This is a genomic window from Mesorhizobium sp. DCY119 (assembly GCF_003590645.1).
In the GTDB taxonomy this organism is placed as follows: Bacteria; Pseudomonadota; Alphaproteobacteria; order Rhizobiales; family Rhizobiaceae; genus Mesorhizobium_M.
The window spans coordinates 3,000,344-3,021,706 of the sequence record NZ_CP031834.1; the positions used below are offsets into that span (position 1 = coordinate 3,000,344).

The 21,363-nt window shown below is 61.9% G+C and carries 22 protein-coding genes; 12 read left to right on the plus strand and 10 right to left on the minus strand.

The genetic code is table 11. The features are described from left to right. Positions 1–83 precede the first annotated feature (83 nt). Positions 84–212, minus strand: coding sequence for a hypothetical protein (locus DZG07_RS24350; protein WP_280141847.1), 129 nt, complete (start codon positions 210–212; stop codon positions 84–86). Positions 213–509: 297 nt separating this feature from the next. Here DZG07_RS24350 and DZG07_RS14620 point away from each other — a divergent pair, with 297 nt between their 5' ends. Then, positions 510–1,262: a DUF599 family protein gene (locus tag DZG07_RS14620; RefSeq protein ID WP_119818142.1), complete on the plus strand. Its 753-nt coding sequence runs from the start codon at positions 510–512 to the stop codon at positions 1,260–1,262. On the opposite strand, the gene DZG07_RS14625 is transcribed toward DZG07_RS14620, so the two are convergent. From DZG07_RS14625 to DZG07_RS14645, 5 genes are all read right to left on the minus strand, one after another. Continuing rightward, complete coding sequence (locus tag DZG07_RS14625; protein ID WP_119818145.1) at positions 1,214–2,008, minus strand: YdcF family protein; 795 nt, start codon at positions 2,006–2,008, stop codon at positions 1,214–1,216. The genes DZG07_RS14620 and DZG07_RS14625 overlap by 49 nt on opposite strands. Before the next feature lie 35 nt (positions 2,009–2,043). Beyond that, entirely contained in the window at positions 2,044–3,609 is a 1,566-nt protein-coding gene (locus DZG07_RS14630) for an amidase family protein (RefSeq protein WP_119818147.1), read from the minus strand. Then, complete coding sequence (locus tag DZG07_RS14635) at positions 3,609–4,076, minus strand: GNAT family N-acetyltransferase (protein ID WP_091916777.1); 468 nt, start codon at positions 4,074–4,076, stop codon at positions 3,609–3,611. The genes DZG07_RS14630 and DZG07_RS14635 overlap by 1 nt, the downstream gene beginning before the upstream one ends. Positions 4,077–4,083: 7 nt before the next feature. After that, positions 4,084–4,371: an Asp-tRNA(Asn)/Glu-tRNA(Gln) amidotransferase subunit GatC gene (gene gatC, locus DZG07_RS14640; protein WP_119818150.1), complete on the minus strand. Its 288-nt coding sequence runs from the start codon at positions 4,369–4,371 to the stop codon at positions 4,084–4,086. 100 nt (positions 4,372–4,471) lie between these two features. Beyond that, complete coding sequence (locus tag DZG07_RS14645) at positions 4,472–5,179, minus strand: metal-dependent hydrolase (RefSeq protein ID WP_119821741.1); 708 nt, start codon at positions 5,177–5,179, stop codon at positions 4,472–4,474. A gap of 78 nt (positions 5,180–5,257) precedes the next feature. Between DZG07_RS14645 and ruvX the strand changes: the two genes are divergently transcribed. Further along, positions 5,258–5,743: a Holliday junction resolvase RuvX gene (gene ruvX, locus DZG07_RS14650; protein WP_091916770.1), complete on the plus strand. Its 486-nt coding sequence runs from the start codon at positions 5,258–5,260 to the stop codon at positions 5,741–5,743. Here ruvX and DZG07_RS14655 read toward each other — a convergent pair. Then, positions 5,710–6,021, minus strand: a complete 312-nt coding sequence (locus DZG07_RS14655) for a DUF6105 family protein (RefSeq protein WP_091916767.1) — start codon at positions 6,019–6,021, stop codon at positions 5,710–5,712. The two genes, ruvX and DZG07_RS14655, sit on opposite strands and share 34 nt — an antisense overlap. After that, a complete protein-coding gene (locus DZG07_RS14660; RefSeq protein WP_119818152.1) occupies positions 6,021–6,575 on the minus strand; it encodes a hypothetical protein in 555 nt (184 codons plus the stop codon). Before DZG07_RS14660 ends, DZG07_RS14655 begins: the two co-directional genes overlap by 1 nt. 170 nt (positions 6,576–6,745) lie before the next feature. Here DZG07_RS14660 and DZG07_RS14665 point away from each other — a divergent pair, with 170 nt between their 5' ends. Next, complete coding sequence (locus tag DZG07_RS14665) at positions 6,746–7,681, plus strand: AEC family transporter (protein ID WP_119818155.1); 936 nt, start codon at positions 6,746–6,748, stop codon at positions 7,679–7,681. Here DZG07_RS14665 and DZG07_RS14670 read toward each other — a convergent pair. Next, positions 7,666–9,291: a DNA alkylation response protein gene (locus DZG07_RS14670; RefSeq protein ID WP_091916761.1), complete on the minus strand. Its 1,626-nt coding sequence runs from the start codon at positions 9,289–9,291 to the stop codon at positions 7,666–7,668. The two genes, DZG07_RS14665 and DZG07_RS14670, sit on opposite strands and share 16 nt — an antisense overlap. 168 nt (positions 9,292–9,459) lie before the next feature. Here DZG07_RS14670 and DZG07_RS14675 point away from each other — a divergent pair, with 168 nt between their 5' ends. From DZG07_RS14675 to dprA, 4 genes are read left to right on the plus strand one after another with little or no spacing between them, the layout of a single operon-like run. Beyond that, on the plus strand, positions 9,460–10,425 hold the full coding sequence (locus tag DZG07_RS14675) for an aspartate carbamoyltransferase catalytic subunit (protein ID WP_119818158.1): 966 nt from the start codon (positions 9,460–9,462) through the stop codon (positions 10,423–10,425). Continuing rightward, positions 10,422–11,708 (plus strand): dihydroorotase, encoded by a 1,287-nt coding sequence (locus tag DZG07_RS14680; RefSeq protein ID WP_119818160.1) that lies wholly within the window; start codon positions 10,422–10,424, stop codon positions 11,706–11,708. The genes DZG07_RS14675 and DZG07_RS14680 overlap by 4 nt, the downstream gene beginning before the upstream one ends. 45 nt (positions 11,709–11,753) lie before the next feature. After that, positions 11,754–12,368 (plus strand): glycerol-3-phosphate 1-O-acyltransferase PlsY, encoded by a 615-nt coding sequence (gene plsY / locus DZG07_RS14685; protein ID WP_162931627.1) that lies wholly within the window; start codon positions 11,754–11,756, stop codon positions 12,366–12,368. Then, complete coding sequence (dprA, locus tag DZG07_RS14690; RefSeq protein WP_119818163.1) at positions 12,365–13,498, plus strand: DNA-processing protein DprA; 1,134 nt, start codon at positions 12,365–12,367, stop codon at positions 13,496–13,498. The genes plsY and dprA overlap by 4 nt, the downstream gene beginning before the upstream one ends. On the opposite strand, the gene DZG07_RS14695 is transcribed toward dprA, so the two are convergent. Further along, entirely contained in the window at positions 13,460–13,663 is a 204-nt protein-coding gene (locus DZG07_RS14695; protein ID WP_091916756.1) for a hypothetical protein, read from the minus strand. The genes dprA and DZG07_RS14695 overlap by 39 nt on opposite strands. A 288-nt stretch (positions 13,664–13,951) precedes the next feature. Here DZG07_RS14695 and topA point away from each other — a divergent pair, with 288 nt between their 5' ends. From topA to DZG07_RS14720, 5 genes are all read left to right on the plus strand, one after another. Continuing rightward, the gene (gene topA, locus DZG07_RS14700) at positions 13,952–16,570 is read left to right on the plus strand and encodes a type I DNA topoisomerase (protein ID WP_091916755.1); all 2,619 of its coding nucleotides are present in this window, start codon (positions 13,952–13,954) and stop codon (positions 16,568–16,570) included. 39 nt (positions 16,571–16,609) lie between these two features. Beyond that, entirely contained in the window at positions 16,610–18,904 is a 2,295-nt protein-coding gene (gene rnr / locus DZG07_RS14705) for a ribonuclease R (RefSeq protein WP_245429646.1), read from the plus strand. Further along, positions 18,904–19,338: a DUF983 domain-containing protein gene (locus tag DZG07_RS14710; protein ID WP_091916754.1), complete on the plus strand. Its 435-nt coding sequence runs from the start codon at positions 18,904–18,906 to the stop codon at positions 19,336–19,338. The genes rnr and DZG07_RS14710 overlap by 1 nt, the downstream gene beginning before the upstream one ends. Before the next feature lie 75 nt (positions 19,339–19,413). After that, positions 19,414–20,154 carry an NUDIX hydrolase gene (locus tag DZG07_RS14715; protein ID WP_119818166.1) on the plus strand — a complete coding sequence of 247 codons (741 nt, stop codon included), beginning with the start codon at positions 19,414–19,416 and terminating at the stop codon, positions 20,152–20,154. Positions 20,155–20,177: 23 nt separating this feature from the next. Continuing rightward, positions 20,178–21,362, plus strand: a complete 1,185-nt coding sequence (locus tag DZG07_RS14720) for an MFS transporter (protein ID WP_091916752.1) — start codon at positions 20,178–20,180, stop codon at positions 21,360–21,362. Position 21,363: the final 1 nt, after the last annotated feature.

The following is a 21,363-nucleotide window of genomic DNA, read 5'->3' on the forward strand; positions in this document are numbered from 1 at the left end:
GATTGCTTCGCCAACGACACCCTCAAAACAAAAGAGACGCGGAAAACCGCGCCTCTCTGGAATTTCGATACTGTCTGCCGGGATCAGCTTGCAGCGAGAACTGCCGCCGCTTCGGCCCCGCTGACCAGCCAGAAAAGTACGATGATGCCTGCAATGCCGATCACTGCCTTGGCCGTTAGGCCCCAGCAGGATTTCTGAACGCTGTCGTCCATGATGTCTTTTTCTATCCTGTGAAATCTTGCGAGAACGGCTTTCCCGCCGCTTCTTCCCACCCCGCAGTGGGATGGCTGAATACGCTTTTGTGTTGCCGTTCGCAACTGCAAAAAAGGCAGAAGCAAGGCAGATTTCACATATCTGCCATGCAGCGATCATTCCTATTTTAATAAAATCAACGATTTATCCGGCTTTGCGCGTAAACGCTTTCGCAAGCTGTGTGACGGGATTGTGTCGCAGCCGTTATCTCGATCAGAGCTTTTCGCGGCATCACATCGCCGTGATATGTTTGCTGCATGCTCGATTCTCTTCACCTGACGGCGGCGGATTTCGCCGCACTAGCCTTCTTCCTGGTTGCATGGGTGGTGCATACGCTTGCCGCCGACGGCAAGCTGGTCAGTCGCGTTTCGCTGAGCAGGGCAATGAATGCCCAGCGCGAAGCCTGGATGCAGACGATGGCGCGGCGCGAACTGCGCATGATCGACACGAGCATCATGGTCGGACTCCAGCAGGGAACCGCGTTTTTCGCCTCAAGCTCGCTGATTGCGGTCGGTGGCTGCTTCGCGCTGCTCGGCGCATCAGATCACGTGCTGACGGTTTTGTCCGACCTGCCTTTTTCCAGCGCTCCGTCGCGGCCGATCTTCGAGATCAAGGTGCTCGGGCTGATCGTCATCCTGGCCTATTCGTTCTTCAAATTCGGCTGGTCGTACCGGCTGTTCAACTACTGCTCGATCCTGATCGGGGCGGTGCCGATGGTCAGGGACGGCCATGCCAACGAAATCGAGATGGAGACCGCAATCCGGCGCGCGGCGCGGATGAACATTCTGGCCGGGAAGCATTTCAACGCCGGCCTGCGCGGCATTTTCTTCTCGATCGGCTATCTCGGCTGGTTCGTCGATCCGATCGTGTTCGCACTGACGACGGTGATCCTGTTCGCCGTACTTTTGCGCCGCCAGTTCTTTTCGGCGGCAAGAGAGGCCGTCATGGTCGAAGCGCAGGATTATGCAGGGCCGGGAAACGGCGAGTCGATCCGCCCGGAAAGCCAGTAGGCGACCAGCCCAATCCATTCGCGGATCGCCATCGTCGTGTTCTGAAGCGAATCCTGCGGGTTGTCGCGGAAGAAGCCAACACCCTCTTCACCAGAAGTGCGATAGTCCACCGGCCAGGGCAGGACCGAAAAATCAGCCTTGCGAAACAACGCCATCGAGCGAGGCATATGGAAAGCCGATGTGACCAGAAGCCATGTCTCGCCGGGCTTTGGCGTCACCAGCCGCTTGGTGAAGACCGCGTTTTCGTAAGTGTTGCGCGACTGGTTTTCGAGCACCATGCGCTCGGGCGCGACGCCAAGCGCCGACAGTAGCCGAGGCGCGGTATCGGCATCGCCCTCGCCTTCCAGAACCAACGTGCCGACGCCGCCGGAGATCACGATCTTCGCATCCGGAAAACGTCGTGCCAGCACCGCTGCCTCGACAAAGCGATCGCCGGCGCTGTTCATCTCGTAACCGCCGCGCGCTAAATTGATAGCGCCTTCAAGCCCACCGCCTAGCACGACGATGCCGTCGACCTTTTCCGGCAAGCTTGGGCGCTGAAAGCGCTCTTCCAGCGGGTTCATCAGCACCGCACCGAGCGACGTCCACGTTGCCAATCCGAGGATCAGGAACGCGCTGACGCAGCCGGCAGCCGACAAGCGCCGCCAGCCCAGAAACAAGCCGATCACGCCTGCCAGAAGCAGGAAGATCGCGAGGTTGAGCGGCTGGATGAAAAACCAGAAGACTTTGGAGATTACAAAGAACATCCCGTCACCTTTTCAAAAGGATGGCGGAACAATCTCTACCACCACTTCTCCGGCTCGAACCGCCCCGCCGCCTGCTCGATCACATGGGCGGTCTGGAACAGCGTTTCCTCGTCGAAGGGCCGGCCGATAAGCTGGAGGCCAAGCGGCAGGCCGTGCGCGTCGAGCCCGGCTGGAACAGCGATGCCGGGCAGACCGGCCATGTTCACGGCGACAGTGAAGATGTCCTGCATGTACATTTTCACCGGATCGTTTGCCATGTCCTGATCGGCGATGCCGAAGGCCGCCGCCGGCGTTGCCGGCGTCAGGATGATATCGACGCCGGCGGCGAAGACATCTTCAAAGTCCTTCTTGATCAGCGTACGGACCTTCTGCGCCTGAAGATAATAGGCATCGTAATAACCGGCCGAGAGCACATAGGTACCGATCATGATGCGGCGCTTGACCTCGCGGCCGAAACCGGCGGCGCGAGTCTGCTCATACATATCGGTGATGTCCTTGCCCGGCACGCGCAGGCCGTAGCGAACACCATCGTAGCGCGCGAGGTTGGACGAGGCTTCCGCCGGCGCGACGATGTAGTAGGCCGGCAGCGCGTATTTCGTGTGCGGCAGCGAGATGTCGACGATCTCGGCGCCAGCGTCCTTCAGCCAGGCAATGCCCTTCTGCCAAAGCGCCTCGATGTCTTCCGGCATGCCTTCGACGCGATATTCCTTCGGAATGCCGACCTTCATGCCCTTTATCGGGCGGCCGATCGCGGCCTCATAGTCCGGCACCGGCAGATCGACCGAGGTCGTGTCCTTCGGATCGACCGAGGCCATGGATTTGAGCATGATCGCGGCATCGCGCACGTCGCGCGTGATCGGACCGGCCTGATCGAGCGAGGAGGCAAAGGCAACGACGCCCCAGCGCGAAACACGGCCATAGGTCGGCTTGATGCCAACGGTGCCGGTGAAAGCCGCAGGCTGGCGGATCGAGCCGCCCGTGTCGGTCGCAGTCGCGCCGGCGCAGAGCCAGGACGAGACGGCAGCGGCTGAGCCACCTGACGAACCGCCGGGCACCAGCTGGGCGTTTTCGAGCGAGCGAGCGCTGCGCGCGCCGCCGGCGGAAACGAAACCGCCATCGCCCTGATGCGTCGTCGGCATGACCACCGTATCGACGCGCGAACGCCGCCACGGATTGACGACCGGACCGTAATAGGAGGTCTCGTTAGACGAGCCCATGGCGAACTCATCCATGTTGAGCTTGCCGAGCATGACCGCACCGTCGGCCCAGAGATTGGCCGTCACGGTCGATTCGTAGCGCGGCTTGAAGCCGTCAAGCACATGGCTGCAGGCCTGCGTGTGCACGCCCTCGGTCCCAAACAGGTCCTTGATGCCGAGCGGAATACCCTCGAGCGCCCCGCCCTCACCTTTGCCCAGCTTGTCGTCCGACGCCTTGGCCATGTCGCGCGCCTTGTCATGCGTGACCGCGACATAGGCGTTGAAAGTCTGGTTGGCGGCGTCGATCGCGCCGAGATAGGCGTCGGTCAGTTCGACGGAGGAGATATCCTTCGAGCGAAGTTTCTCGCGGGCTTCGGAAATGGTCAGTTTGGTAAGGTCGCTCATCAGGCAAGGTTCTTTTCGTAAAAACGGGAATAGCCGGAATCGGGATAGTCGAGAACCGCACCGCAGACTTGGAACCCGCCACGTTCATAGACGCGCCAGGCCGGCTCGAAGCCAGGCGCTTCGCCCGTCTCCAGCACGAGCCGCGAAATTCCCTTTTCGCGCGCCAGCGATTCAATGCTCTGCAGAAGCTTTGCGCCAACGCGCTGGCCGCGCACTTCCGGCAGTGTGAACATGCGCTTCACTTCACCCAGACGGTCGCCATGATCCTTGAGGGAAGCCATGCCGACCTGGCGACCGGCTTCATTACGCGCCACAAGCACCGTCACGGTCGGCTCGGCCATCTGCTCGACGGTCAGCTGGAACTGGAACTCCCGCGGCGTCAGCGGGATCATGTGGGCGTTGAGATCCGCCACCATGGCGCGCACATCGTCCTGCAACGGTGTCTCGATGGCAATCGTTACCGTCATCGTGGTGTTACTCCACGACCTTCGGGACAAGGAAGAAGTTTTCGTCGGTTGCCGGCGCGTTGGCGACGATATCGGCCGCCTTGTTGCCGTCGGTGACGATGTCTTCGCGCTTGCGCATTGCCATCGGCGTCACCGAGGTCATCGGCTCGACGCCGGAAACATCGACCTCGTTCAATTGCTCGACAAAGCCGAGAATGGCATTCAACTCGCCGGTCATGCGCTCGGCGTCTTCCTCGGTGACGGCGATGCGGGCAAGATGGGCGACGCGCTTGACGGTGGCTTTATCGACGGACATCAAAAACTCTCCGGAAATCCGGGCTGCTAATCATGTCCGGGCTATAGCGGCGCTAAGCGCGGTGCGCAACAAGCATGTCCGCGCCATCGCCTTCGGGCGGCTAAATGTCCCTGCTTTCGCCCACCTTCGGCACGATGACATCGACGCCCGAGCCTTCCATGCCGTCAACGAATTTTTCCGCCGTCTGGTCGAGCATCGGAAATGTCGCGTAGTGGCAAGGTATGACCGTCTCGAACTTGAAGAAGCGCTGGCAGGCCAAGGCCGCAACCGCGCCGCCCATGGTATAGCGGTCGCCGACAGGCACCAGGCCGATCTTCGGCTCGTGAAGCTCATTGATCAGCGCCATGTCGGAGAAAATGTCGGTATCGCCCATGTGGTAGAGTGTGCGGTCGTCGGGGAAGTGCAGGACGAGACCGCCGGGATTGCCGAGATAGACGTTCGATCCGCCTTCCCCACCGAAGGACGAGGAATGCAGCGCCTGGACGAAGGTCGTCGTGAAGCCGCCGCAGTCTACCGTACCGCCGAGATTACCCGGATTGATCTTGTCGCCGCTGGCACCCTTGCCGACGAGATACATGCAGATCTCGAAATTGGCGACGAGCTGGGCGCCGGTCTTCTTCAGGATTTCGACCGAATCGCCGACATGGTCGTTGTGGCCGTGCGTGAGGAGCAGATGGGTTATACCTTCGGCTGGCCCTTCCCATCCCTTGCCCCAGGACGGATTCTGGCTGAGGAACGGATCGATCAGGATCTTTGCGCCGCCTACTTCGACGCGAAATGCGGATTGGCCATACCAGGTTATTTTCATGAAGGTCGTCTCCTCGATTTTCTCTTGCCGGGAAGATAGAAGGCAGCGCATGCATGTCAAAAGGAAAGCGGCGAGCCATTGAACATTGTCGTGATCGAAGACCTGCCGGCCCTGTTGGCCAACGGCAGGACACTTGCCGGGCTCGATCTCGGCGACAAGACGATCGGCGTTGCCGTCTCCGATCGCGGCCTGTCGTTCGCCCACCCGCGCCCGGTCATTATCCGCAAGAAGTTTTCAGTCGATGCCGCGAGCCTCATCGATCTGCTGACGAAGGAAAACACCGGTGCGGTGGTGATCGGCCTGCCCATCAACATGGACGGCAGCGAGGGGCCTCGCGCGCAGGCTTCACGCGCTTTCGTGCGCAACATAGCGCGCATGACCGACCTGCCCTTCGCTTTCTGGGACGAGCGGCTATCGACGGTCGCGGCCGAGCGCAGCCTGATCGAGATGGACATGTCGCGAGCAAAACGAAAGACGAAGATCGATTCGGCCGCGGCCGCCTTCATCCTGCAAGGCGTTCTGGACCGAATTCACGCGCTCGGTGAAGAGGGTTCGCCAAGATAACGTTCGCGTTGCGTTTTCAGCCATGCACCTATCTGGCGACGGCGGCGGAAGGCGTAGATGGCAAGCACGATAAGCGTGTCGATGATGCAGGCCTTGGCAACCATGCCGGGGATGATGGTCGGATCGATGCCGAGCGTGTCGCCATAGAGCTGGAAGACAAGGTCATGAACCTGCCTGGTCAGCATGACATAGCCGAAATTGATGTTGTAGAATGACAGGCCGAACCAGCCCCAGAACAGTATGAGCGGCAGAGCCCAAAGCGCGAGGACATAACGCATCAGGCGTTCCCTCGCGGGTCGGATCGGCCGGAAATGCGCGACAGCATGGCTCCGTGGGCTGCTCCCATCGCCATCGACCGCGCCACTTCCTGGGCATCTTCCTCTTCGGGTGACGCCGTCAGCAATGCCGCCCAGCGCTCGGCCTGTATTGCGAGATAGGACGTGGTAATCGCCGCAAGCACGGCAGCGATCACCGGAAAGATGCCGGCATCCGCGCGCATAACCCCCAGAACCAGCATCAAGGACAGGACGCCCGCGGCGGCGGCGAAGGCCACGCGGGTCACTTCGTCCGGATCGCCCTGATCCGAGGGTTCGCACAGGAACAGCGTCAGAAACGCCCAGAGGAACAGGGCTGCCACGAGTGCAAAAGTCACCGAGAGGAAGACGCTGGAAGACGAACCCACAGTGAATGCGTTTCCATCCGGCAAGGATATTCCGAGGATATCGAGCGCATTCGAAGCACCGCCGGCGCTTCCGAAGACGCAGACCATCGCCAGCAGCGCGAAGGCCGCTGCCCAATGGAAGGTCAAGAAGGAGCCGAGGAGATGGCGCATGGGAATCCTTTTGGTCTCCGTGCACAGTGGGGCCGGAGCATTTTCATCGCAACGGAAACCATTTGTTAAGGTTAACAGGCAGAGGCGCGCTGTTGATAACGGCAAGACATAGGCTTTATAGAACCGTCCATCGTTTGCCGCCCCGCCCTCGCCTTCAACCTGAAGCGTTCATGCTCCCGATCTTCGAAAGCATCCTGCCGATTTTCCTGCTCATCATCGGCGGTAATCTCCTGCGTCGCATGCCGCTGATCGATTCGTCGGCATGGATCGGCCTGGACCAGATCGGCTTCTGGTTTCTCTATCCGGCCCTGCTGTTCGTCACGATCTACAATGCCGATTTCAGCGGGCTTCAGCTCGATGCGATGATGGCCGCGTTGCTGGTGGCATTGGTTGCAATGATCGCCATCACCCTTGCGCTATGGCCTCTCCTGAAACCCACCGGCCTTGTCCGCAAAAGCGAGTTCTCCTCGATCTTCCAGACGGCGGTGCGCTGGAACAGCTTCATCGCGCTGGCGATCGCCCAGAAGATATTCCCGCCTGCCGGCATGGCAGTGGTGGCCCTGGTCATGGCCGTCATTATCATTCCGATCAACCTGACCACGGTTTTTACCGTCACGCGGTTTGCCGACCATTCCATTAACTGGCCGCGCATTGGCCGCGGCATCGTGACCAACCCGATGATTATCGGTTCGCTTGCCGCCATCCTGCTCAGGCAATTGCCTTTTCAACTCTACGGGCCGCTCAATCAGTCACTCGGCCTTATCGCCAACGCAGCGCTCGGAATGGGACTTCTCGCGGTGGGTGCGGCGCTTCGTGTCAGCGATCTCTGGCAACCGCGCCTGGCATTGATCCTGCCGCTGGTGCTCAAACTGGTTGTGTTCCCAATATTGCTTGTCGGCGCGGGTCTTGCCTTCGGCATCAGCGGGTTGCAGCTCAGCTACCTCGTACTTTGCGCGGCGGTTCCGACTGCCATGAACGGCTATCTGCTGGCGCGGCAACTCGGCGGCGACGCGGAACTCTACGCCGCCGTCACCACATTGCAGACGATCGTCTCGTTCTTCACCATACCGGCCGTTCTGGCGATTACGGCTCAGTTGGCGGGATAGAGCGTATCAACGATCATGCGGGCATCGTGGCGCGCGTCGAGCATGCCGTATGTTCCGCGCCACTGGCCGGCAAGCCGGGTTTCGATGAAGGCGTCGGCAATGCGCCCTGCTCCCATCCGCTTCAGCTCGGCGGCTGCGGCTGACAGTGCAAGCTGTTCCGTCAGGATGCGCGCCGAACCTTCGTCCGACGCCGCAACCTGCATCGCGGCACGCAAAACGCCGATGGTGCCGGGTCCGCCAGCGCCGAGGTCGCGCTCTATACCGGCAAGCACATCATCGAACAGGCCCGGGGCGCGGCCGAGCACACGCAGCACGTCGAGCGCCATAACGTTACCGGAGCCTTCCCAGATCGCGTTTACCGGCACCTCGCGATAGTAACGCGCCAGCGGGGCCTCCTCGACATAGCCATTGCCGCCAAGGCACTCCATCGCTTCGTAAAGCAATGCTGGTGCGATCTTGCAGACCCAATATTTGACCACCGGCGTCATGGCGCGTGCAAAGGCGGCCTCCCCGCGGTCGCTGGCGGCCTCGTCAAACGAACGCGCCAGCCGGAACGACAGCGCCGTGGCGCCGGCGACATCCAGCGCCATATCGGCCAGAACGCGCTGCATCAGCGGCTGCTCGATCAGGCTGGAGCCGAATACCTGGCGGTGGCGGGCATGATGAACGGCTTCGGCCAGACCCGCCCGCATGATGCCGGACGATGCGACGGCACAGTCGAGACGCGTCAGCGTGACCATGTCCATGATGGTTTTTACGCCTTCGCCCGGCTCGCCAACCATCTCGCCGATGGAATTGACGAACTCGACTTCCGAAGACGCGTTGGAGCGATTGCCGAGCTTGTCCTTCAGCCGCTGGAAGCGAAATCCGTTGCCGGTGCCATCACCGAGGATGCGCGGCACGAGGAAGCACGACAGACCCTCGCGCACTTGCCCGAGCACCAGAAAGGCATCGGACATCGGCGCGGACATGAACCATTTGTGGCCGGTCAGGCGGTAAAACCCGCTGCCGACGCGTTCGGCCTTGGTGGTGTTGGCGCGCACATCCGTGCCGCCCTGCTTCTCGGTCATGCCCATGCCGAGCGTCAGCCCGGTCTTTTCGACCGGTGGCTTTTGGGCCTGATCATATTTGCGTGTGGTGACGCGCGGCGCCCATTCGCGAAACAGTTTCGGGCTCGCCATCAACGCGGCGAGCGAGGCGTTGGTCATCGTGATCGGGCAGAGATGACCGGACTCCAGCTCGGACGTCAGATAGAATCGCGCGGCGCGGACCTGATGGCGCTTGCCGGTTTCGTTGGCGCCGTTTTCCCAGACCGAAGAGTGCAAACCAATGGCGACCGAGCGGCGCAGCAGCGCGTGATAGGCGGGATGGAATTCGACCTGATCGATGCGCCGGCCCTGCCGGTCATGTGTCTTGAGCTTCGGGGTTTCGGTGTTGGCGAGGCGGGCGAGATCCTGCGCTTCGGAGCTCAGAACGAAACGGCCGAGACCATCCAGATCCTTGCGGACCGGCTCCGAAAAATGTTCGGCAAGCTGTACCAGCAAGGGATCGCCCCGCCAGGCATTGCTTCCGGTCAACGGCGGGGGCTGGTTCGTTACCTCGTCGGTCACGCGCTTTCCTTACATATTCTTCGGCGCGCCATGCGAATCCGAAGCAGGTTGGACGGTTTTATAACGCAAGGATTGGTAGCCGCGCGATTAAAATCCCGGGAGAAATCGCGCCAACCCACAACGACGGCTTGCAGCCGCTTTTGTGCGCGCCTATAGCACGGCCTTGAGATGACAGAAGCTTCGTCCCTGCCCCTTTATCCGCACCGCCACCTGCTCGGCATACGGGACCTGTCTCCCGTCGACATAGAGCTTTTGCTCGATCGCGCCGACGCCGCCGTGGCGATTTCCCGACGACATGAGAAGAAGACATCGACGCTGCGCGGACGAACGCAGATCAATCTCTTCTATGAAGCGTCGACGCGAACGCAGTCGTCCTTCGAACTGGCCGGCAAGCGCCTCGGCGCCGATGTCATGAACATGTCGGTGGCAAGCTCTTCGGTGAAGAAGGGCGAAACGTTGATCGACACGGCGATGACGCTGAATGCGATGCGGCCCGATATCCTCATCATCCGCCATGCTTCGGCGGGTGCTGCCGCCCTTCTGGCGCAGAAGGTCGGCTGCTCCGTGGTGAATGCAGGCGATGGCGCTCACGAGCACCCGACACAGGCGCTACTCGACGCCCTGACCATCCGCCGCGCCAAGGGCGAACTTTCCCGGCTGACGGTGGCGATCTGCGGCGACATTCTTCACTCGCGCGTCGCCCGCTCCAATATTCTTCTCCTCAATGCGCTCGGTGCGCGAGTGCGCGTCGTCGCACCGTCGACGCTGTTGCCATCCGGCATCGCGCAGATGGGCGTGGAAGTCTGCGCGACAATGGCCGAGGGACTGAAAGACGCCGACGTGGTGATGATGCTGCGCCTGCAGCGCGAGCGCATGGAAGGCGCCTTCGTGCCTTCGGTGCGCGAATATTTCCGCTACTTCGGGCTCGACGCGGAAAAACTGAAGGCAGCAAAGCCAGACGCGCTGGTCATGCACCCCGGCCCGATGAATCGCGGCGTCGAGATCGCTTCCCAGATTGCAGACGGGCCGCAAAGCGTCATCCAGGAACAGGTGGAGATGGGCGTCGCCGTGCGCATGGCGGTGATGGAGGCACTCCTAGATCCTCGTCGCAACCGCGAGGGGGTATCGGCATGAGCGTCACCGTTTTCCAGCGTGCTCGCATCATCGATCCGTCACGCGGCCTGGACGAGGTCGGGACCGTCATCGTCAACGGCAAAAAGATTGTCACCGCTGGCGCGTCAGCGCTGAACCAGGGCGCACCGGAAGGTGCCACGATCATCGATTGCGCCGGCAAGGCTATCATTCCCGGATTGGTCGATGGGCGCGTCTTTATCGGCGAGCCCGGCGGCGAACATCGCGAAACCATCGCCTCGGCGAGCGTGGCTGCCGCAGCAGGCGGCGTGACTTCGGTCATCATGATGCCCGATACCGACCCGGTCATCGACAACGTCGCTCTGGTCGAATTCGTGCTGCGGACGGCCCGCGATACGGCCTCGGTTAATGTTTTTCCGGCGGCTGCCATCACCAAAGGCCTCGAAGGCCGCGAGATGACCGAATTCGGCCTGCTGCGCGAAGCCGGTGCGGTTGCCTTCACCGATGGCCGGCATACAATTTCCAACGCGCTGACGATGCGCCGCGCGCTGACCTATGCCCGCGACTTCGGCGCGACCATCGTGCATGAGACGCAGGACAAGGACCTCGCCGGCTCCGGCGTTATGAACGAGGGGCTCTATGCGAGCTGGCTCGGCCTTTCCGGCATTCCGCGCGAGGCCGAGGCGATCCCGCTGGAGCGCGACCTGATGCTGGCGCGGCTGACGCGCGGCAACTACCACGCCGCCAAGATTTCCACGGCGATGTCGGCGAATGCGATCACCCGGGCCAAGGCCGACGGCGCCAAGGTCACCGCCGGCGTCTCGATCAACCACCTGTCGCTCAACGAGAACGATGTCGGCGAATATCGCACCTTCTTCCGCCTGTCGCCGCCGCTGCGCACCGAGGACGACCGGCTGGCGATGATTGAAGCGCTGAGAGACGGCAGCATCGACATCGTCGTCTCCTCGCACGATCCGCAGGACGTCGACACCAAGCGCCTGCCTTTCGCCGATGCCGCCGATGGCGCGATCGGGCTGGAAACACTGCTGGGTGCCGCACTTCGCCTCTATCACAATGAGGATCTGCCGCTGCTGCGCGTGATCGAGGTGCTTTCGACGGCACCGGCAAAACTGTTCGGCCTGCCCGGCGGCACGCTGAAACCGGGAGCGGCGGCCGATCTGGTTCTGGTCGATCTCGACGAGCCATGGATCGTGCAAGAGAGCGCCATCCGCTCCCGCTCGAAAAACACCTGCTTCGAAGGCGCTCGCCTGCAAGGCAGGGTCTTGCAAACAATGGTTTCGGGCCGCACAGTGTTTACGGGTTAGAGCCGGAACACAACAACGCATGCGCTCCGGCTTGGAGGGGAAACAATGGCTGATCTGTCGGCGTGGCAGCTACCGCTGCCCTTTCTCATTGCAGCACTTGTTTTCGGCTATCTGCTCGGCTCGATCCCCTTCGGCCTTCTGATCACGCGCGCTGCCGGACTTGGCGACGTTCGCAAGATCGGCTCCGGCAATATCGGCGCGACCAATGTTCTGCGCACCGGCAACAAGAAACTCGCCGCCCTCACCCTCGTTCTCGATGCCCTCAAGGGCACGGCTGCGGTTCTCATCGCCGGCTTTTATGCGCCGGAAGCGGCATTGGTTGCCGGCTTCGGCGCTTTTCTCGGCCACCTCTTTCCGGTCTGGCTCGGCTTCAAGGGCGGCAAGGGCGTGGCGACCTATCTCGGAGTCCTGATCGGCCTCGCTTGGAAGGCCGCGCTGGTCTTTGCTGTCGTCTGGCTGCTGATCGCCTTCATCTCGCGCTATTCGTCGCTGGCGGCACTCATTGCGGCAATTGCAGTGCCGATCGCGCTTTATTTCTTCGGCGCTCATGCCGTGGCGGCATTGTTCACCGTCATGAGCCTGATCGTCATCGTAAGACACCGGGCAAATATCTCCCGGCTGCTTGCCGGAACCGAATCACGCATCGGAGCCAAGGGATGAATGTCGCAGCCGGTCCCCGCCTCAGCGACCGGCAACGGCTCAACTGGCTACGGCTCATTCGCACGCCGAATGTCGGCCCGGCGACCTTTCGCGACCTGATCAATCGTTTTGGTTCGGCCGAGACAGCCATAGAAATGCTGCCGGAACTGATGATGTCGGGCGGTGCAAACCGCATCGCGCGCATCCCTTCCATCGCTCAGGCGGAAGCGGAAATGGACGTTGCGCGAAAGCACGGTGCGCGGTTCGTCGGCATCGGCGAAGCCGACTATCCAGCTGTTCTGCGCCGCATGGACAACCCGCCGCCACTGCTCGCGGTCAAGGGCACAGGTGCGGTGTTCGGACTGACGCCGATCGCAATTGTTGGCGCGCGCAACGCTTCGCTGGCCGGAATCAAGATGGCGCGCATGCTGGCCGACGGGCTCGGCCGTGAGGGTTACTCGATCATCTCCGGCCTTGCCCGCGGCATTGACACGGCGGCGCATCAAGGCGGCCTCGCCACCGGTACGGTCGGCGTGCTCGCCGGCGGGCTGGATCGTCCCTACCCACCTGAAAACATCGGGCTCTGCGAGGAGATCGCGCAAAATGGCGGCGCGGTGGTTTCCGAAATGCCGTTCGGCTGGGAGCCGCGCGCGCAGGATTTTCCTCGCCGAAACCGCATCGTCGCCGGCATGGCGCTCGGACTGGTGGTGGTGGAAGCAGCAAAGCGATCCGGTTCCCTGATCAGCGCGCGCCTTGCCGGCGAAATGGGCCGGCTGGTCTTCGCAGTGCCGGGTTCGCCGCTCGACCCGCGAGCCGCCGGCACCAACGGGCTTCTCAAGGACGGCGCGACCCTTGTGACGGAGGTCAACGACATCATCTCGGCGATTGCGCCTCTGATTGGCGCCCCATTGCCGCTGCCACCCGAATTCGACGAACCGCCGGATTTTTCGGCGACACCGCCGCCGGTAGATGACGACCGCGCCCGTGTCGTCGAAGCGCTGGGACCTGTACCGGTCGGCGTGGACGAAATCATTGGCCATGCCGGGCTGCACCCGGCCAAGGTTTTCATGATTCTTCTTGAGCTTGATCTGGCCGGCCGGCTGGAGCGTCACTCAGGTGGCTCGGTGTCTCTTGTCCTGCTGGACCCGTGACGGGCGTTCGCCGCGTATGATGTCGCTGGTTTCGACATAGGCCATTTCGATCAGGTAGGCGAGCATGTCGCAGCGTTCCGACTCGGCCATGGTACGAAGCTGGCCGAGCATCGATTGCATGTAATCCAGCGTATCGGTGCGTCGTGTTGTAAAGACATGACCCATCGGCAATACTCCTGGTATCGCGCGAAGCGTACTTCGCGGAGCTGAATGTTTGCGACTTACAAAACTCTTGGAACGATGCAACCCCTGGTAACATCAAATATATTACAGCTATCTTAAATTGCAACCCATGCGATACATCTTGCAGGAGTTGTACAACTCGCAATAAGGCCGATTTTGCCACCCGCCCCTTGACCGGACGGCAAACGGCAGCCATGTGACGAGCCAATTGAAAATATCTGTCGTGCGCCGCAGCTTGATTTGGGCGCCACTCTGGAAATACGAGCCCTCATGGACGTTGTCGTCGTCGAATCGCCGGCTAAAGCGAAAACAATCAACAAATACCTCGGTCGGAACTACAAGGTTCTGGCTTCCTATGGCCATGTCCGCGATCTTCCGGCCAAGGACGGATCGGTAAAGCCCGACGAAGATTTCGCCATGTCCTGGGCGGTCGACGGTCCTTCGGCCAAGCGGTTGACCGAAATCGCCAATGCGGTGAAAGCCGCCGATGGCCTGATCCTGGCGACCGACCCTGATCGCGAGGGTGAAGCGATCTCCTGGCACGTTCTGGAGGTGCTGAAGCAGAAGCGCGCATTGAAGGACAAGCCTGTCAGCCGCGTCGTCTTCAACGCCATCACCAAGCAGTCGGTGCTGGAGGCCATGGCCAATCCACGCCAGATCGACGCGCCGCTGGTCGATGCCTATCTGGCGCGCCGTGCACTCGACTATCTCGTCGGCTTCACCCTTTCGCCGGTTCTGTGGCGCAAACTGCCCGGGGCTCGCTCGGCAGGCCGCGTGCAGTCTGTGGCGCTTCGTCTGGTCAGCGACCGCGAAGCCGAGATCGAGCGCTTCATCCGCGAGGAATACTGGCAGATCGCCGCCATGCTCGGCACGCCGCGCAACGACAAGTTCGAGGCGCGGCTCACTGCGTTCGAAGGCAAGAAGCTGCAGAAGCTTGATATTTCCTCGCAGGCCCAGGCCGAAGATATCAAGGCGATGCTGGAAGGCGCGAGCTTCAAGGCATTGACGGTCGAAGCCAAGCCGACCAAGCGCAATCCCGGCCCGCCCTTCACCACTTCGACGCTGCAGCAGGCGGCATCGTCGCGCCTCGGCTTTTCGGCGGTGCGCACCATGCAGGTCGCACAGCGTCTCTATGAAGGCATGGATATCGGCGGCGAGACGGCCGGCCTTATCACCTATATGCGAACCGACGGCGTGCAGATGGCGCCTGAGGCGGTGACGCAAGCACGTGAAGCCATCGTCAAGGAATTCGGCGACAAATACCTGCCGGAGAAGCCACGCTTCTATTCCGTCAAGGCCAAGAACGCGCAGGAAGCCCACGAAGCGATCCGCCCGACCGATTTCATGCGCACGCCGAACTCCGTGCGCCAATATCTCGATGCCGACCAGTTCAGGCTGTACGACATGATCTGGAAGCGCGCGATCGCCAGCCAGATGCAGCCGGCCGAGATCGAACGCACGACGGCCGAGATCGAGGCGACCAATGGCAGCCGCATCGCCGCCTTGCGCGCCGTCGGCTCGGTCATCCGCTTCGACGGCTTCATCGCCGCCTATACCGACCAGAAGGACGAGGATTCGGAGGACGAGGAAAACAAGCGTCTGCCGGAAATCCGCGCCGGTGAAGCGCTCGACCGTGATGCCATTCTCGCCACGCAGCATTCGACCGAACCGCCGCCGCGCTATTCGGAAGCCTCGCTGATCAAGAAGATGGAAGAGCTCGGCATCGGCCGTCCTTCCACCTACACGGCGATCCTGAAGACGCTCGAAGACCGCGAATACGTCACCATCGATAAGCGCCGGCTGATCCCGCAATCCAAGGGACGGCTGTTGTCGGCCTTCCTGGAAAGCTTCTTCGAAAAATATGTCGAGTATGATTTCACCGCGGCACTCGAGGAAAAGCTCGACGAGATTTCCGACGGCAAGCTCGCGTGGAAGGACGTGCTGCGCGACTTCTGGAAAGACTTTTCGGCCTCCGTCGACGACATCAAGGAACTGCGCGTCACCGACGTGCTCGACGCGCTGAACGAAGAACTTGCGCCGCTGGTGTTCCCGGCGCGCGAGGACGGTTCCAATCCGCGCATCTGCCCGAAATGCGGCACCGGCAACCTGTCGCTGAAGCTCGGCAAATATGGCGCCTTCGTCGGCTGCTCGAACTATCCCGAATGCGGTTTCACGCGCCAGCTTGGCGACGCCGTCAATGGCGATGGCGAATCTGCCGGCGGTGAAGACGGCAACAGGGTGCTGGGCACAGACCCTTACACATCCGAAGAGATCACGCTGCGCAGCGGCCGCTTCGGCCCGTATATCCAGCGTGGCGAAGGCAAGGAAGCCAAACGTTCCAGCCTACCGAAGGGCTGGACGCCGGCAAGCATCGACCACGAAAAGGCGCTGGCGCTGCTGGCTCTGCCGCGCGATGTCGGAAAACATCCCGAAAGCGGCAAGATGATCTCCGCCGGGCTTGGACGCTACGGCCCCTTCGTGCTTCATGATGGCACCTACGCCAATCTGGAAAGCATCGAGGACGTGTTCTCGATCGGCCTCAACCGCGCCGTTTCGGTGATTGCCGAAAAGCAGTCGAAGGGCAAGGGCGGCCGCAATGGCGGCACACCTGCCGCGCTCAAGGAGCTCGGCGAGCATCCGGACGGCGGCGCAATCACCGTGCGCGACGGTAAATACGGGCCTTACGTCAATTTCGGCAAGATCAACGCGACGCTGCCTAAGGGCAAGGATCCGATGACCGTGACGGTCGAGGACGCCCTGGCATTGATTGCCGAGAAGGAAGCCAAGGGCGGCGGCAAGAAGCCGGTACGGGCCAAGGCCGCAGCGACCAAGAAGGCGCCCGCAAAAAAAGCACCAGCTAAGAAGCCGGCAGCGAAAACAAAGGACTAGCACGCTTTGGCAAGGAAAATCTCCGGACGCAAAGGCGCGATCGGCAAGGACGGGTCCCCTGGCCCGTCTGCATCCGGAGACAAATCCAAGGATTTTCGTCCGACGCGCGACGACATCCTGCGCTACATCGCCAACAATCCTGACAAGAGCGGCAAGCGCGAGATCGCCAAGGCGTTTTCGCTCAAGGGCGAAGACCGCATCTGGCTGAAGGATATGCTGCGCGACCTTCAGGACGAAGGCGCGCTGGAGAAGGACCGCAAGCGGCTGGTTCGCCCCGGCGCCCTGCCCCATGTCGCGGTGCTCGACATTTTCGCGCGCGATGCCGATGGCGGCCTGCTCGGACGCCCGACCGATCAACCGGAAGACGCGCTGCCGACGGTGGTGTCCATCAAGATGTCGCGCGGCAGCGGCCCGACTGCAGGCATCGGCGACCGCGTGCTGGCAAAGACCTTCCCGACCCATGCCGAAACCGGCCCGGCCTACACCGCACGGGTGATGAAGATTTTCGAGAAGCGCAAGGACGCCGTTCTCGGCGTCTTCCGCGTGCTTCAGGACGGAACGTTCCGCATCGAACCGGTCGAGCGCCGGCAGCCGGAATTGACCGTCGAGAAGGAATACCAGAACGGCGCCCAGAACGGCGATCTGGTTGAGGTCGAGCCGCAGCGCGCCACGCGCTACGGGCTGCCGCGTGCAAAGGTTCTGAACGTCGTCGGTTCGCTGACCAGCGAAAAGGCGGTCTCGATGATCGCCATCCACGCGCACGAGATCCCGCATATCTTCCCGTCCGAAGTGCTGGCCGAATCCGAAGCGGTGAAGCCGGCAACGCTTTCAGGCCGCGAGGACTGGCGCGAAGTGCCGCTGATCACCATCGATCCGGCTGATGCCAAGGATCATGACGACGCGGTTTTCGCCGAACCCGACACGGACGAAAGCAACCCCGGCGGTGTCATTGCCATTGTCGCCATCGCCGATGTCGCCGCCTATATCCGCTCCGGCACGGCACTCGATCGCGAAGCCCTGAAGCGCGGCAATTCGGTCTATTTCCCCGACCGCGTCGTGCCGATGCTGCCGGAACGCATCTCCAACGACCTCTGCTCGCTGAAGGAGAAGGTCGACAGGCCTGCACTTGCCGTGCGCATGGTGTTTTCGGCCGAGGGACGCAAGATCCGCCACTCCTTCCACCGCATCATGATGCGGTCAGCCGCCCGCCTCGCCTACAGCCAGGCACAGGCAGCAATTGACGGCGTGACGGACGACACGACCGGTCTGATACTCGAGCCGATCCTGAAGCCGCTGTGGGCCGCCTATGGCGTCTTGAAGCGGGGCCGCGATTCGCGCCAGCCGCTGGAACTGGACCTACCCGAGCGCAAGATTCTGCTGAAGCCCGACGGCACGGTCGACCGGGTCATCGTGCCGGACCGGCTCGACGCCCACAAGCTGATCGAAGAATTCATGATCCAGGCCAATGTCGCGGCCGCCGAGACATTGGAAGCCAAGAAGCAGAGCCTGGTCTATCGCACCCATGATGCGCCCTCATTGGTAAAGCAGGAATCGCTGCGCGAATTCCTGGCCACGCTGGGCCTGTCGCTGGCGCGCGGCGCACAGATGAAACCGGCGCAGTTCAACCAGATACTCGACCAGGTGAGAGGCGCCGAGAACGAGGCGCTGGTCAACGAGGTCGTGTTGCGTTCCCAGAGCCAGGCGCTGTACTCACCTGAAAACCTTGGCCATTTCGGCCTCAATCTGCGGCGCTATGCGCATTTCACCTCGCCGATCCGCCGCTACGCCGACCTTATCGTCCACCGAGCCTTGATTGGCGCGCTGGGGCTCGGCGCCGACGGTATTTCGCGCGGCGAAGAAGAGCGGCTTGAGGATATTTCGGCGCTGATCTCGGCAACCGAGCGCCGCGCCATGGCCGCCGAACGCGACACTGTCGACCGGCTGATTGCCGGCTATCTTTCCGGCCAGATCAACGAAACGTTCGACGCCCGTATCTCCGGCGTCACCAAGGCGGGGCTATTTGTCCAATTGCCGCAGTTCGGCGCAGATGGTTTCATACCGGTGTCATCTTTGGATGGCGACTACTATATCTACGACGAGGCTGCCCGAGCGCTTTTTGGAGATCGCACCGGAAAAGGCTATCAGCTGGCAGACCGGGTTGAAGTTCGCCTCATCGAGGTAGCACCCTTGGCAGGCGCCATGCGCTTCGAAATGCTGACCGACCCGAAACCTTTGCCGGGGTCAAAAAGGTCCTTCCACAAGGCCAAGGCGCAAAGACCGCGGGGCCGCGCATCACAACAGTCGCGCGGACCGGCCCGCAACAGGAGACGTTGATGGAACAGCAGGTTTTCGGTGGGGCGCACCAGGTGGATCGTCCGGCGCGACCGCTCTGGACGGCGATCAAGCGTGGTCTTCTGTGCCGCTGCCCGCATTGCGGGGAAGGCAAGCTGTTCGAATCATTCCTCAAGCCGGTGGACAGATGCGCGCATTGCGGCGAGGAAATGTTTCATCACCGTGCCGACGACCTGCCGGCCTATCTCGTCGTCGTCATTGTCGGCCACATCATCGTCGGCGCCTTCATGGGCGTGGAGGCCACGAGCACGCTTTCAACCTGGCAGCATCTTGCCATCTGGGTGCCTTTGACGATCATCATGGCGCTTGCCCTGCTGCGACCGGTCAAGGGCGCTGTCGTCGGACTGCAATGGGCGCTCTATATGCACGGGTTCGGCGAAGAAGAAGACTACATCGAATCTCACCCCGAGGCCTGAAATTCGACTTCTGGAGCAATGCTCAGTCCTTTGGAATAATTCCGTCTGGCTGCAGATTGTCCTAAAGGGGATTTCATGGACGGAATGACGAAAGCACAAGTGGACAAAGCCGAAGGTCGGGACTTCGCGCTCGGCGCAGGCCCGAAAAGGCCGCGCGACGCCGCGACCCTGATGCTGCTCGACCGAAAGGGCGACGATGTCTTCGTGCTCATGGGCCGGCGTCACGCCAGCCACGCCTTCATGCCGGGAAAATTCGTCTTCCCGGGCGGTCGCACAGACCCGGCCGACAGCCGCATACCCGTGACCGACAGCCTGCACCCCGACGAAGCGGCGAAACTCATTGGCACCGTTGCCAGTGGCAGCGCCACGCGGGCCCGTGCCATCGCGCTGTCAGCCATCCGCGAGACCTATGAAGAAGCGGGTCTGCTTATAGGCCACAAAGCGCCGTTCGCCACCGGCAAGGCTGACTGGCAGGGTTTCGTCGAACATGGCGTGCAGCCCTCCCTCAAGCCGCTGCGCTTCATCGCCCGCGCGATCACACCTCCCGGAAGAGTGCGCCGTTTCGACACGCGCTTCCTCTCCGCCTGGCGCAGCGACGTCGCTGTTGAGTTGCCGGACGGCGGACCGACCAATGAGCTGGAAGAACTCATGTGGCTGCCGCTGCCCGAGGCGCGGCAAGCCGATATTCCAGCCATCACCAAGACAATCCTCGAAGAACTTGAACAGCGATTGGCGCAGGATCCCTTGCTTCGCCCCGGCGGGGCCGTGCCCTTCTATCGCATGATCCGCAAACGCTTCGTCCGCGAAATTCTCTGACAAATTCTAGGCTCCCGCATAAAATGACTGCCAATTCCCAATCGCCGGAAGACGACGTGCCAATGCGCTGGCTGTCGATTTCGGCAGCCATTGCCTCGATCAGCGTTGTCGGCATCGCCATCGGCCTCGGCATGCCGCTTCTCAGCATCATATTGGAAACGCGCGGCCACTCGGCATCCATGATCGGGTTGAATACGGCAATTGCGGGCTTGGCTTCGATTGCGGCTGCGCCCATGGCAACCCCGCTCGCGGTGCGTTTCGGCGTCGTCTGGACGATGCTCGCCATGATCTTTCTCGGCGCGCTGGCCTTCGTTGGCTTCTATTTCGCGCCGGCGTTCTGGATGTGGTTTCCGCTGCGCGTAATCCTGCATCTCGCTCTCACCGTTCTGTTCATCCTCTCCGAATTCTGGATCAGCACATCGGCGCCACCGCACCGGCGCGGACTGGTTCTCGGCATCTATGCGACAGTGCTGTCGCTGGGGTTTGCCGCCGGCCCATGGCTTTTCGCCCAGATGGGCAGCTCAGGATTCCTGCCTTTCGGCACCGTGTTCGTGCTTGTCACCATCGCCGCAATCCCCGTGCTTGCGGCCTGGCGCGAAAGCCCGGCGATCGTTGTCGAAGGCGGCTCGGGCGGCTTCATTCGCTACATCTGGCTGGTGCCGACGGCGACCGCTGCCGTGCTGGTCTTCGGGGCCGTGGAGACCGGCGGCTTTGCGCTGTTTCCGGTCTATGGCAACCGAATCGGCTACTCGGAAGGCGACGCCGCCCTGCTCCTGACCATGATCGGTCTCGGCAATGTACTGATGCAGATACCGCTGGGCATGATTTCCGACCGCATCGGCGACCGCCGCTATCTGCTGCTGATCTGTGCGGCGGTGGGGCTGGCGGGCATGATCCTGCTACCCCATGTGCAGATGAACTGGCATCTGGTGGCGGGCCTGCTGTTTCTCTGGGGCGGGGTCGTCGCAGCACTGTACACAATCGGCCTCGCACATCTCGGCTCGCAGCTTTCCGGCCATGAACTGGCAAATGCAAATGCCGCCTTCGTGCTTTGCTATGGCCTCGGCATGGTGGCCGGACCGCAGGCGATCGGCATCGGCATGGATATGTTCGGCACAAGAGGTTTCGGCTGGACGCTCGCCCTTTTCTTTGCAGCTTACATCGTTCTGGCGGGCACCCGGCTCATAGCCGGCAGCCGGCGGGCTTGAC

Excerpts from the sequence above, each read along its gene's own strand:
- DZG07_RS24350 (WP_280141847.1), bottom strand. The coding sequence starts at position 212 with ATGGACGACAGCGTTCAGAAATCCTGCTGGGGCCTAACGGCCAAGGCA.
- DZG07_RS14620 (WP_119818142.1), top strand. The coding sequence starts at position 510 with ATGCTCGATTCTCTTCACCTGACGGCGGCGGATTTCGCCGCACTAGCC.
- DZG07_RS14625 (WP_119818145.1), bottom strand. The coding sequence starts at position 2,008 with ATGTTCTTTGTAATCTCCAAAGTCTTCTGGTTTTTCATCCAGCCGCTC.
- DZG07_RS14630 (WP_119818147.1), bottom strand. The coding sequence starts at position 3,609 with ATGAGCGACCTTACCAAACTGACCATTTCCGAAGCCCGCGAGAAACTT.
- DZG07_RS14635 (WP_091916777.1), bottom strand. The coding sequence starts at position 4,076 with ATGACGGTAACGATTGCCATCGAGACACCGTTGCAGGACGATGTGCGC.
- gatC (WP_119818150.1), bottom strand. The coding sequence starts at position 4,371 with ATGTCCGTCGATAAAGCCACCGTCAAGCGCGTCGCCCATCTTGCCCGC.
- DZG07_RS14645 (WP_119821741.1), bottom strand. The coding sequence starts at position 5,179 with ATGAAAATAACCTGGTATGGCCAATCCGCATTTCGCGTCGAAGTAGGC.
- DZG07_RS14655 (WP_091916767.1), bottom strand. The coding sequence starts at position 6,021 with ATGCGTTATGTCCTCGCGCTTTGGGCTCTGCCGCTCATACTGTTCTGG.
- DZG07_RS14660 (WP_119818152.1), bottom strand. The coding sequence starts at position 6,575 with ATGCGCCATCTCCTCGGCTCCTTCTTGACCTTCCATTGGGCAGCGGCC.
- DZG07_RS14665 (WP_119818155.1), top strand. The coding sequence starts at position 6,746 with ATGCTCCCGATCTTCGAAAGCATCCTGCCGATTTTCCTGCTCATCATC.
- DZG07_RS14675 (WP_119818158.1), top strand. The coding sequence starts at position 9,460 with ATGACAGAAGCTTCGTCCCTGCCCCTTTATCCGCACCGCCACCTGCTC.
- DZG07_RS14680 (WP_119818160.1), top strand. The coding sequence starts at position 10,422 with ATGAGCGTCACCGTTTTCCAGCGTGCTCGCATCATCGATCCGTCACGC.
- plsY (WP_162931627.1), top strand. The coding sequence starts at position 11,754 with ATGGCTGATCTGTCGGCGTGGCAGCTACCGCTGCCCTTTCTCATTGCA.
- dprA (WP_119818163.1), top strand. The coding sequence starts at position 12,365 with ATGAATGTCGCAGCCGGTCCCCGCCTCAGCGACCGGCAACGGCTCAAC.
- DZG07_RS14695 (WP_091916756.1), bottom strand. The coding sequence starts at position 13,663 with ATGGGTCATGTCTTTACAACACGACGCACCGATACGCTGGATTACATG.
- topA (WP_091916755.1), top strand. The coding sequence starts at position 13,952 with ATGGACGTTGTCGTCGTCGAATCGCCGGCTAAAGCGAAAACAATCAAC.
- DZG07_RS14710 (WP_091916754.1), top strand. The coding sequence starts at position 18,904 with ATGGAACAGCAGGTTTTCGGTGGGGCGCACCAGGTGGATCGTCCGGCG.
- DZG07_RS14715 (WP_119818166.1), top strand. The coding sequence starts at position 19,414 with ATGGACGGAATGACGAAAGCACAAGTGGACAAAGCCGAAGGTCGGGAC.
- DZG07_RS14720 (WP_091916752.1), top strand. The coding sequence starts at position 20,178 with ATGACTGCCAATTCCCAATCGCCGGAAGACGACGTGCCAATGCGCTGG.